The organism is Streptomyces sp. NPDC001493, from assembly GCF_053597235.1.
In genome coordinates, this window is sequence record NZ_JBSFHV010000015.1 from 54,997 (window position 1) to 64,054 (window position 9,058).

16 protein-coding genes are annotated in these 9,058 nt (G+C 67.2%); 2 read left to right on the forward strand and 14 right to left on the reverse strand.

All coding sequences use genetic code 11. The annotated features are described in order from the left end of the window. Positions 1-2: 2 nt before the first annotated feature. The 14 genes from rplE to rpsJ form a co-directional block, all read right to left on the reverse strand. Positions 3-560, reverse strand: coding sequence for a 50S ribosomal protein L5 (rplE, locus tag ACWCWD_RS21595; RefSeq protein ID WP_006126888.1), 558 nt, complete (start codon positions 558-560; stop codon positions 3-5). Continuing rightward, complete coding sequence (rplX, locus tag ACWCWD_RS21600) at positions 560-883, reverse strand: 50S ribosomal protein L24 (protein ID WP_003966949.1); 324 nt, start codon at positions 881-883, stop codon at positions 560-562. Before rplX ends, rplE begins: the two co-directional genes overlap by 1 nt. 2 nt (positions 884-885) lie before the next feature. Beyond that, positions 886-1,254, reverse strand: a complete 369-nt coding sequence (gene rplN, locus ACWCWD_RS21605) for a 50S ribosomal protein L14 (protein WP_003966950.1) — start codon at positions 1,252-1,254, stop codon at positions 886-888. Positions 1,255-1,360: 106 nt separating this feature from the next. Beyond that, positions 1,361-1,648 (reverse strand): 30S ribosomal protein S17, encoded by a 288-nt coding sequence (gene rpsQ / locus ACWCWD_RS21610; protein WP_386888020.1) that lies wholly within the window; start codon positions 1,646-1,648, stop codon positions 1,361-1,363. Beyond that, positions 1,648-1,872: a 50S ribosomal protein L29 gene (gene rpmC / locus ACWCWD_RS21615; protein WP_014047786.1), complete on the reverse strand. Its 225-nt coding sequence runs from the start codon at positions 1,870-1,872 to the stop codon at positions 1,648-1,650. The genes rpsQ and rpmC overlap by 1 nt, the downstream gene beginning before the upstream one ends. Continuing rightward, a complete protein-coding gene (gene rplP / locus ACWCWD_RS21620) occupies positions 1,872-2,291 on the reverse strand; it encodes a 50S ribosomal protein L16 (protein ID WP_014047785.1) in 420 nt (139 codons plus the stop codon). Before rplP ends, rpmC begins: the two co-directional genes overlap by 1 nt. 5 nt (positions 2,292-2,296) lie before the next feature. Beyond that, positions 2,297-3,136, reverse strand: a complete 840-nt coding sequence (rpsC, locus tag ACWCWD_RS21625) for a 30S ribosomal protein S3 (protein WP_327176188.1) — start codon at positions 3,134-3,136, stop codon at positions 2,297-2,299. Next, positions 3,136-3,483, reverse strand: coding sequence for a 50S ribosomal protein L22 (rplV, locus tag ACWCWD_RS21630; protein WP_004571827.1), 348 nt, complete (start codon positions 3,481-3,483; stop codon positions 3,136-3,138). Before rplV ends, rpsC begins: the two co-directional genes overlap by 1 nt. A 42-nt stretch (positions 3,484-3,525) precedes the next feature. Next, a complete protein-coding gene (gene rpsS / locus ACWCWD_RS21635) occupies positions 3,526-3,807 on the reverse strand; it encodes a 30S ribosomal protein S19 (RefSeq protein ID WP_003966956.1) in 282 nt (93 codons plus the stop codon). Between the two features lie 12 nt (positions 3,808-3,819). Next, complete coding sequence (gene rplB / locus ACWCWD_RS21640) at positions 3,820-4,656, reverse strand: 50S ribosomal protein L2 (RefSeq protein ID WP_390960024.1); 837 nt, start codon at positions 4,654-4,656, stop codon at positions 3,820-3,822. Positions 4,657-4,706: 50 nt separating this feature from the next. Continuing rightward, positions 4,707-5,030 carry a 50S ribosomal protein L23 gene (gene rplW, locus ACWCWD_RS21645; protein WP_327176189.1) on the reverse strand — a complete coding sequence of 108 codons (324 nt, stop codon included), beginning with the start codon at positions 5,028-5,030 and terminating at the stop codon, positions 4,707-4,709. Continuing rightward, positions 5,030-5,680, reverse strand: coding sequence for a 50S ribosomal protein L4 (rplD, locus tag ACWCWD_RS21650; protein ID WP_266705246.1), 651 nt, complete (start codon positions 5,678-5,680; stop codon positions 5,030-5,032). The genes rplW and rplD overlap by 1 nt, the downstream gene beginning before the upstream one ends. Positions 5,681-5,684: 4 nt before the next feature. Beyond that, positions 5,685-6,329 (reverse strand): 50S ribosomal protein L3, encoded by a 645-nt coding sequence (gene rplC / locus ACWCWD_RS21655; RefSeq protein ID WP_266705248.1) that lies wholly within the window; start codon positions 6,327-6,329, stop codon positions 5,685-5,687. Positions 6,330-6,342: 13 nt separating this feature from the next. Continuing rightward, positions 6,343-6,651: a 30S ribosomal protein S10 gene (rpsJ, locus tag ACWCWD_RS21660; RefSeq protein WP_003948644.1), complete on the reverse strand. Its 309-nt coding sequence runs from the start codon at positions 6,649-6,651 to the stop codon at positions 6,343-6,345. 542 nt (positions 6,652-7,193) lie between these two features. Between rpsJ and ACWCWD_RS21665 the strand changes: the two genes are divergently transcribed. Together ACWCWD_RS21665 and ACWCWD_RS21670 are read left to right on the forward strand one after the other, a co-directional pair. After that, complete coding sequence (locus tag ACWCWD_RS21665) at positions 7,194-8,078, forward strand: hypothetical protein (protein ID WP_450774615.1); 885 nt, start codon at positions 7,194-7,196, stop codon at positions 8,076-8,078. 79 nt (positions 8,079-8,157) lie between these two features. Then, positions 8,158-8,985 (forward strand): pyrroline-5-carboxylate reductase dimerization domain-containing protein, encoded by an 828-nt coding sequence (locus ACWCWD_RS21670; protein ID WP_450774617.1) that lies wholly within the window; start codon positions 8,158-8,160, stop codon positions 8,983-8,985. Positions 8,986-9,058 lie beyond the last annotated feature (73 nt).

Below are 9,058 nucleotides of genomic sequence, written 5' to 3' on the forward strand. Positions count from 1 at the left end.
GGTCAGTTCTCCTTGAACGGGAAGCCGAGGTGACGAAGGAGGGCACGACCCTCGTCGTCGTTGGTCGCCGTGGTGACCACGGTGATGTCCATGCCCCGGACCCGGTCGATCTTGTCCTGGTCGATCTCGTGGAACATGACCTGCTCCGTGAGACCGAAGGTGTAGTTACCACGGCCGTCGAACTGCTTCGGCGACAGGCCACGGAAGTCACGGATACGCGGCAGCGCGAGCGACAGCGTACGGTCCAGGAACTCCCACATCCGGTCACCACGGAGGGTGACGTGGCAGCCGATCGGCTGGCCCTCGCGCAGCTTGAACTGCGCGATGGACTTGCGGGCCTTGGTAACGGCAGGCTTCTGGCCGGTGATCGTGGTGAGGTCGCGCACGGCGCCGTCGATCAGCTTGGAGTCGCGGGCGGCGTCGCCCACACCCATGTTGACCACGATCTTGACCAGGCCGGGAACCTGCATGACGTTCTCGTACGAGAACTCCTCACGCAGCTTGCCGGCGATTTCCTCGCGGTAGCGCGTCTTGAGACGCGGCGCAGTGGTGGCAGTCATCAGATGTCCTCACCAGTCCGCTTGGCAACGCGGATCTTGTTGCCCTCGTCGTCAAAGCGGTAGCCGACGCGGGTGACGACCTTGTTGCCGTCCTTCTCCACAACCAGCTGAACGTTGCTGACGTGAATCGGGGCCTCGGTGGTGACGATGCCGCCGGTCTGCGAACCGCGAGCCGTCTGACCGGCCTTGGTGTGCTTCTTGACCCGGTTGACACCCTCGACGAGGACGCGGTCCTGAGCGGGGTAGGCCACGATGACCTTGCCCTGCTTGCCCTTGTCCTTACCGGTGATGACCTGAACCAGGTCGCCCTTCTTGATCTTCATGCTTACAGCACCTCCGGCGCGAGCGAGATGATCTTCATGAACTTCTTCTCGCGCAGCTCCCGGCCCACCGGGCCGAAGATGCGGGTGCCGCGGGGGTCGCCGTCGTTCTTCAGAATGACGGCTGCGTTCTCGTCGAAGCGGATGTACGAGCCATCCTGACGACGACGCTCCTTGACGGTGCGAACGATGACGGCCTTGACGACGTCACCCTTCTTCACGTTGCCACCGGGGATCGCGTCCTTGACGGTGGCGACGATGACGTCACCGATGCCCGCGTAGCGGCGACCCGAACCACCGAGAACACGGATGGTGAGGATTTCCTTCGCACCCGTGTTGTCGGCGACGCGAAGTCGCGACTCCTGCTGGATCACGTCTATCTCCTGATCGTCTGCCGGTTCCCGGCGGGGGCCGCTCCGTCTCCGGAACGGACCCCACCGAGCCTGGCGGAACCTGCCTGAGGGGAATCCCCCTCAGGAATTACTTGGCCTTCTCGAGGATCTCGACGATGCGCCACCGCTTCGAGGCGGACAGCGGACGCGTCTCCATGATGAGGACGCGGTCGCCGACGCCGGCGGTGTTCTGCTCGTCGTGAGCCTTGAGCTTGTTCGTACGGCGGATGACCTTGCCGTACAGAGCGTGCTTCACGCGGTCTTCGACAGCGACGACGACGGTCTTGTCCATCTTGTCACTGACGACCAGACCCTCGCGGGTCTTGCGGAAACCGCGGTCGGTGTTCGTCTCAGCAGTCACAGTCTTCTCGCTCATCAGACGCTCTCCACCGTCTCGATGCCCAGCTCGCGCTCGCGCATCAGGGTGTAGATCCGGGCGATGTCCTTACGGACGGACTTGAGCCGACCGTGGTTCTCGAGCTGTCCCGTCGCCGCCTGGAAACGGAGGTTGAACAGCTCTTCCTTGGCCTCGCGGAGCTTGTTGAGGAGCTCCTCATTGCCCAGCTCGCGCAGCTCGGACGCCTTGGTACCGGCCGACATCACGACTCACCTGCCTCGCGCCGAACGATCCGGCACTTCATCGGAAGCTTGTGAGCAGCGCGGGTAAGCGCCTCACGAGCAATCTTCTCGTTCGGGTAGGACAGCTCGAACATCACCCGACCCGGCTTGACGTTCGCGATCCACCACTCGGGAGAACCCTTACCGGAACCCATGCGGGTCTCGGCGGGCTTCTTCGTCAGGGGACGGTCCGGGTAGATGTTGATCCAGACCTTGCCGCCACGCTTGATGTGGCGGGTCATCGCGATACGAGCTGCCTCGATCTGGCGGTTCGTCACGTACGCCGGGGTCAGCGCCTGGATGCCGTACTCGCCGAACGCAACCTGCGTGCCACCCTTGGACATGCCGCTGCGCTTCGGGTGGTGCTGCTTGCGGTGCTTGACCCTACGGGGGATCAGCATTTCGGTCAGGCCTCCGTTCCGGTGCTCTCAGCAGCCGGAGCAGCGGCGGCGGGAGCGTCGGCCTTGGGGGCCTCCGCTGCCGAGCCGGTCTGCTGCGGCTTGCGTCCACGACCGCCACGCTCGCCACCGCGGCCACCACGGCCGGCCGGGCGGTCAGCGCCGCCACGGGCCGGGCGGTTGCCGGCGCGGGCAGCAGCGTTCTCGGCGCGGACCTCGGCGATGTTCTTGACGTCGCCCTTGTAGATCCAGACCTTCACGCCGATGCGGCCGAAGGTCGTCTTGGCCTCGAAGAAGCCGTAGTCGACGTTCGCGCGGAGCGTGTGCAGGGGCACGCGGCCCTCGCGGTAGAACTCCGAGCGGGACATCTCGGCGCCGCCGAGGCGGCCACCGCACTGGATCTTGATGCCCTTGGCGCCGGCCTTCATCGAGCTCTGCATGCTCTTACGCATGGCGCGACGGAAGGAGACGCGGGAGGAGAGCTGCTCGGCGACGGCCTGGGCCACCAGCTGAGCGTCAACCTCGGGGTTCTTGACCTCGAGGATGTTCAGCTGGACCTGCTTGCCGGTCAGCTTCTCCAGCTCGCCGCGGATGCGGTCGGCCTCGGCGCCGCGGCGGCCGATGACGATGCCCGGACGAGCGGTGTGGATGTCGACGCGGACGCGGTCGCGGGTGCGCTCGATCTCAACCTTCGAGATGCCGGCGCGCTCCATGCCCTTCGTCATCATGCGACGAATGGCGACGTCTTCCTTGACGTAGTCCTTGTACAGCTTGTCGGCGTACCAACGGGACTTGAAGTCCGTGGTAATGCCGAGTCGGAACCCGTGCGGGTTTACCTTCTGGCCCATTACCGGGTTCCTTCCTTGCTGCTGACGACCACGGTGATGTGGCTGGTCCGCTTACGGATCCGGTAGGCACGGCCCTGAGCACGCGGACGGAACCGCTTCAGGGTCGGGCCCTCGTCCACGTACGCCTCGCTGATGACCAGCGAAGAGGCGTCGGTGTGGTCGTAGTTGTGTGCAGCGTTGGCGATGGCGCTGTCAAGCACCTTGCCAACCGGCACGCTCGCGGCCTGCGGGGCGAAACGCAGGACCGCCTGAGCCTCCGTGGCATCCATGCCACGGATGAGGTCCACCACTCGGCGGGCCTTCATGGGCGTGACGCGGATGTACCGCGCCTGGGCCCTGGCTTCCATGGTTGTCCCTTCGGTGTGAGTCATAGTCGTTTCCACCCCGCGCTAGCGGCGCTTCGACTTCCGGTCGTCCTTGACGTGGCCGCGGAAGGTGCGAGTCGGCGAGAACTCGCCGAGCTTGTGGCCGACCATCGACTCGGTGACGAACACCGGGACGTGGATCTTGCCGTTGTGCACCGCGATGGTGTGCCCCAGCATGGCCGGGACGATCATCGAGCGACGGGACCAGGTCTTGATGACGTTCTTGGTGCCTGCCTCGTTCTGTACGTCCACCTTCTTGATGAGGTGTCCGTCGACGAAGGGCCCCTTCTTGAGACTGCGCGGCATCTAAACCCGCTCCTAGCGCTTCTTGTTCGTCTTGCGGCGGCGGACGATGTACTTGCTCGATGCCTTCTTCGGCGAGCGAGTACGACCCTCCTTCTGACCCCACGGCGAGACCGGGTGACGTCCACCGGAGGTCTTGCCTTCACCACCACCGTGCGGGTGGTCAACCGGGTTCATCGCGACACCGCGGACGGTCGGGCGAACGCCCTTCCAGCGCATGCGGCCGGCCTTGCCCCAGTTGATGTTCGACTGCTCGGCGTTGCCGACCTCGCCGATGGTGGCGCGGCAGCGGGCGTCGACCAGCCGGATTTCACCGGAGGGCATACGAAGGTGGGCCATCGTGCCCTCCTTCGCCAGCAGCTGCACGGAGGCACCCGCGGAACGGGCGAACTTCGCGCCGCCGCCGGGCCGCAGCTCGATGGCGTGGATGGTCGTACCGACCGGGATGTTGCGCAGCGCCAGGTTGTTACCGGGCTTGATGTCGGCGGTCGGGCCGTTCTCGACACGGTCGCCCTGCTTCAGGCCCTTCGGGGCGACGATGTAACGCTTCTCGCCGTCCGCGTAGTGCAGGAGCGCGATGCGCGCGGTGCGGTTGGGGTCGTACTCGATGTGCGCGACCTTGGCCGGCACGCCGTCCTTGTCGTGACGACGGAAGTCGATCACGCGGTAGGCGCGCTTGTGGCCACCACCCTGGTGGCGAACGGTCACACGACCGGCGTTGTTACGGCCGCCCTTGCTGTGCAGGGGGCGGACCAGCGACTTCTCCGGCGTGGACCGCGTGATCTCGACAAAGTCGGCGACGCTGGAGCCACGACGGCCCGGCGTCGTCGGCTTGTACTTGCGGATACCCATGTTTTCTCAGTCCTCGGAAATATTCCGGATCCTGGACGTCCCTACCTCCGTCAGGAGGTCGGGCCGCCGAAGATGTCGATACGGTCGCCCTCGGCGAGGGTCACGATGGCGCGCTTGGTGTTGGCGCGCTTGCCGAAACCGGTCTTGGTGCGCTTGCGCTTACCCTGACGGTTGATCGTGTTGACCCCGGTGACCTTGACCGAGAAGACCGCTTCGACGGCCTGCTTGATCTGGGTCTTGTTGGAGCCCGGCGCGACGATGAACGTGTACTTGTTCTCGTCGAGCAGCGCGTAGCTCTTCTCGGACACGACCGGCTTCACGAGGATGTCGCGCGGGTCCGAGTACGTCTTGCTGGTAACGGTCGCCTCGCTCATCAGGCGTCGCTCCCTTCGGTCTCAGCGGTCTGGGGGCCAGACACGAAGGACTCGAAAGCGGCCTGGGTGAAGACCACGTCGTCAGAGACGATCACGTCGTACGTGTTGAGCTGGCCCGGCTCCAGGATGTGCACCTGGGGCAGGTTGCGCGCGGAGAGCCACGCGGCCTCGTCGGCGCGGTCGACGACCAGGAGCAGGTTGGGGCGCTCCGAGATCTTGCCGAACAGCGTCTTGGCGGCCTTGGTGGAGACTCCACCCTCGACCACGCCGGTGATGACGTGGATGCGGGAGTGACGCGCCCGGTCCGAGAGGGCACCGCGGAGGGCGGCGGCCTTCATCTTCTTCGGGGTGCGCTGCGAGTAGTCACGCGGCTGCGGGCCGTGGACGACGCCACCGCCGGCGAACTGCGGCGCGCGGGTCGAACCCTGGCGGGCGCGGCCGGTGCCCTTCTGGCGGTACGGCTTGCGGCCACCACCACGGACTTCGCCGCGACGCTTGGTCTTGTGCGTGCCCTGACGGGCAGCAGCCAGCTGTGCGACAACGACCTGGTGGATCAGCGGAACGCTGGTCTTCGCGTCGAAGATCTCCGCGGGGAGCTCGACGGTACCGGCCTTGTCGCCTGCCGGCGAAAGGATGTCAATGGTGCTCATTACCTCAAGCCCCCTTGGCCGCGGTACGGACCAGTACGAGGCCGCCGTTCGGACCGGGGACCGCGCCCTTGATGAGGAGCAGACCCTTCTCCGCGTCAACCGCGTGGATGGTCAGGTTCTGGGTGGTGACGCGCTCGTTACCCATCCGACCGGCCATGCGCATGCCCTTGAAGACACGCCCAGGGGTGGCGCAGCCACCGATCGAACCGGGGGAACGGTGCTTGCGCTGGACGCCGTGACCGGCACCGAGGCCCTTGAAGTTGTGACGCTTCATGACACCGGCGAAGCCCTTGCCCTTGCTCTTGCCCGTGACGTCAACCTTGACGCCGGACTCGAACACCTCGGCAGTGACCTCCTGGCCCAGCGTGTACTCGCTGGCGTCAGGGGTGCGGAGCTCCACCAGGTGGCGGCGCGGGGTCACGTCGGCCTTGGCGAAGTGGCCCTTGAGGGGCTTGTTCACCTTGCGCGGGTCGATCTCGCCGAAGGCGATCTGGACCGACTCGTAGCCGTCGTTGTCGTTGGTGCGGACCTGGGTGACGACACAGGGCCCGGCCTTGACGACGGTCACCGGGACGACCCGGTTGTTCTCGTCCCAGACCTGGGTCATGCCGAGCTTCTCGCCCAGGACGCCCTTAATGTTCTTAGCCATCTCGCGCGTCACCTCAGAGCTTGATCTCGATGTCGACGCCGGCCGGAAGGTCGAGACGCATCAGCGAGTCAACCGTCTTCGGCGTGGGGTCGAGAATGTCGATGAGGCGCTTGTGCGTGCGCATCTCGAAGTGCTCGCGCGAGTCCTTGTACTTGTGCGGCGACTTGATGACGCAGTACACGTTCTTCTCAGTGGGCAGCGGCACCGGGCCCGCGACCGACGCACCAGTGCGGGTCACCGTCTCGACGATCTTCTTCGCCGAGGAGTCGATGACCTCGTGGTCGTAGGCCTTGAGCCGGATGCGGATCTTCTGTCCCGCCATGGCTACTAGTAGTCCTGTCTCTCGAAACGCTCTGGAACCCGGGGGTTCTCCTGACCTCCGCATCCGACCCACGCGGTCGGGCGTGTCGCATCCCCTCTACGAAAATCTCCCGAAGGAGATCCCAACCAAGGGGGTGCGGGCCCAAGGACCACGCTGCGCTCAATGAAGAGCAGATCGGGGCGGAACGCCCACCGGGTGCCTGGTCTGTGCCCCACTGACGCTTCCCGGAAGATTCCCGTACTTCCGACCCTTATAGGGCCGACGAGTACTGTGGGACTCGCTTCCGGTCCTCCCGGCGGGAGGCGCGCAGCATTGACACTCAACCGAGCAACCTGGCCAGTGTGCCACACGGAAAGCGGGCCTGGCCAATCGGCCGAGGATCTTACCCCCCGCGGTCGAATGCTCAAACGCGGGCACGCCCCGGCGGGCCCTTCCCGGCCCCGTCGAGCCCCGTCAACCCCGCGGTGACGGGCTTCACGCGTGCGAGGGAACGGGGGTACGTGTGGGTCCGTGCGCGGGCCCCGGTACGTACCGTCCGCCTCATGGTGAATTCCCCCCATGAGGCGATGCACCGCATCTTCCAGGAGGACCCGGGCATCTTCACCCGCTCCTTCCGGGCCCTGGGCGTGCGGCTCCCCGAGCCGGTGGCGGTGTCCCAGCTCCCGACCGACCTCACGGAGATCAAACCGCTGGAGCGGCGGCTCGACACCCTGCTGCGGCTGGACACGGCGGACGGCGGCGGATACCTGCTGGCGGTCGAGGCTCAGAGCAGGAAGGACCCGGACAAGCACGGGAGTTGGGCGTACTACCTGGCCCATCTGTACGCGAAGTACCGGCTCGACCCGGTGCTCCTCGTCGTCTGCCAGGAGGAGTCGACCGCCCGCTGGGCGGAGGGGCCGCTGCGTATCGGGCCGCCGACCTGGCCCTCGTTGACCGTCCGGCCGCTGGTACTGGGGCCGCACAACGTGCCGGTGGTGCGAGACCTCGCGGCTGCGGCCCGAGATGTCCCGCTCGCCGCGTTCTCGGCGATTACGCATGGTAAGAAGCCGTATGCGGTGGAGATACTGACCGCGTTGGCGGGCGCCCTGAAGACCGTCGACCCGGACACCGCGATGATCCTCGGAGAGCTGACCGAACTCGGCCTGGGGGGTACCCCGGCTGCGAAGATCTGGAGGGACCTGATGGGAGCCGATCTCTCATTCTTCCGCTCGGAGACCAGCCAGCGGCTGCGGGAGGAGGGGCGGGAAGAGGGACGCGTCGAGGCTCAAGCGGAGTTCGTACTGCTGACACTCGGCAAGCGCGGCATCACGCTCTCCCCGGAGGACACCCGCCGTATCGCGGGATGCACCGACCCCGACACGCTCCGCCGCTGGTTCGACCACGCCCTCACCGCCACCACGGCACAGGATCTCTTCGCGGAGGACTGACGCCCCGCACGCGTCCCGGCCGGGCCTGTCCCACCGGGACGCCGAAGACGTGGCCCTCGCGTCTGGAAGGCTGACCGCCATGAGCGAGTACAGAGCAGTGGGCGTGGTGGGTCTCGGCCGGATGGGGCTGACCCTGGCGGCCGGTTTCCGTATGGCGGTGGCGCCGGGCCTGCTGTTCGCGGCGGGCCGGTCCCCGGCCAGTGTGGCGCGGCTCCGGGAAGCCGTGCCCGCCGCGACGGTCCTGCCGTTGGCGGAGCTGGCCCGGCACGTGGAGGTGATCGTGCTGTGCGTACGGAACGCGGAGCTGCCGGCCGTTCTCGCCGAGCTGCGGCCCCGGCTCACCGCGCGGCACCTCGTGATCACCGTCAACAACGGTCTGCCGCTCCACACCCTCGCGGAGGCCGTCCCCGGCCCGGTGGCCAAGCTGATCCCGAGCGTCGGCAACGAGAAGGGGGCCGGGGCGACCCTGCTGGTCCCCGGCCCGCGCCTCTCGGCCGAGGCCACCGAGGACCTGCTCGCCCTGCTCCGGGCCTTCTCGACGCCGTTCGTGATCGAGGAGAGCCAGGGCCGGGCAGCGACCGACCTCGCGTCCTGCGGTCCGGCCCTGCTGGCCGGTGCCGCGCGGGCCATGGTCGACGCCCAGGAGGTACGGGGCGCCCCGCTGCCGAGGGAGCTGGCCGAGGCCCTCGTCGCGCAGAGCCTGCACGCCCTGAGCCGGCTGCTCGGGGACGGCGCCTCGCTGGAGGAGGTGGTGGACCGGGTCGCCGTACCCGGGGGCAACACGGCCGCCGGGCTGGAGGCCGCCCGGGACGGCCTCGCCGGGGCGTGGGAGGCCGCGTTCCGGACTACGGAGGCGAACGAACGGTCCAAGTCCGCGCCGGAGTTGGGCGCGGAGCGGGCAGAGTAGGGCCGAGGGCGGGTGGACAGCGATCGACGGCAGGCGGCTGTCACGGCTGCGGCTTCGGCCCGGGAGCGCACCG

Coding starts and splice junctions, on each gene's coding strand:
- rplE (WP_006126888.1), bottom strand. CDS start 560: ATGACTGCCACCACTGCGCCGCGTCTCAAGACGCGCTACCGCGAGGAA.
- rplX (WP_003966949.1), bottom strand. CDS start 883: ATGAAGATCAAGAAGGGCGACCTGGTTCAGGTCATCACCGGTAAGGAC.
- rpsQ (WP_386888020.1), bottom strand. CDS start 1,648: ATGAGCGAGAAGACTGTGACTGCTGAGACGAACACCGACCGCGGTTTC.
- rpmC (WP_014047786.1), bottom strand. CDS start 1,872: ATGTCGGCCGGTACCAAGGCGTCCGAGCTGCGCGAGCTGGGCAATGAG.
- rplP (WP_014047785.1), bottom strand. CDS start 2,291: ATGCTGATCCCCCGTAGGGTCAAGCACCGCAAGCAGCACCACCCGAAG.
- rpsC (WP_327176188.1), bottom strand. CDS start 3,136: ATGGGCCAGAAGGTAAACCCGCACGGGTTCCGACTCGGCATTACCACG.
- rplV (WP_004571827.1), bottom strand. CDS start 3,483: ATGGAAGCCAGGGCCCAGGCGCGGTACATCCGCGTCACGCCCATGAAG.
- rpsS (WP_003966956.1), bottom strand. CDS start 3,807: ATGCCGCGCAGTCTCAAGAAGGGGCCCTTCGTCGACGGACACCTCATC.
- rplB (WP_390960024.1), bottom strand. CDS start 4,656: ATGGGTATCCGCAAGTACAAGCCGACGACGCCGGGCCGTCGTGGCTCC.
- rplW (WP_327176189.1), bottom strand. CDS start 5,030: ATGAGCGAGGCGACCGTTACCAGCAAGACGTACTCGGACCCGCGCGAC.
- rplD (WP_266705246.1), bottom strand. CDS start 5,680: ATGAGCACCATTGACATCCTTTCGCCGGCAGGCGACAAGGCCGGTACC.
- rplC (WP_266705248.1), bottom strand. CDS start 6,329: ATGGCTAAGAACATTAAGGGCGTCCTGGGCGAGAAGCTCGGCATGACC.
- rpsJ (WP_003948644.1), bottom strand. CDS start 6,651: ATGGCGGGACAGAAGATCCGCATCCGGCTCAAGGCCTACGACCACGAG.
- ACWCWD_RS21665 (WP_450774615.1), top strand. CDS start 7,194: ATGGTGAATTCCCCCCATGAGGCGATGCACCGCATCTTCCAGGAGGAC.
- ACWCWD_RS21670 (WP_450774617.1), top strand. CDS start 8,158: ATGAGCGAGTACAGAGCAGTGGGCGTGGTGGGTCTCGGCCGGATGGGG.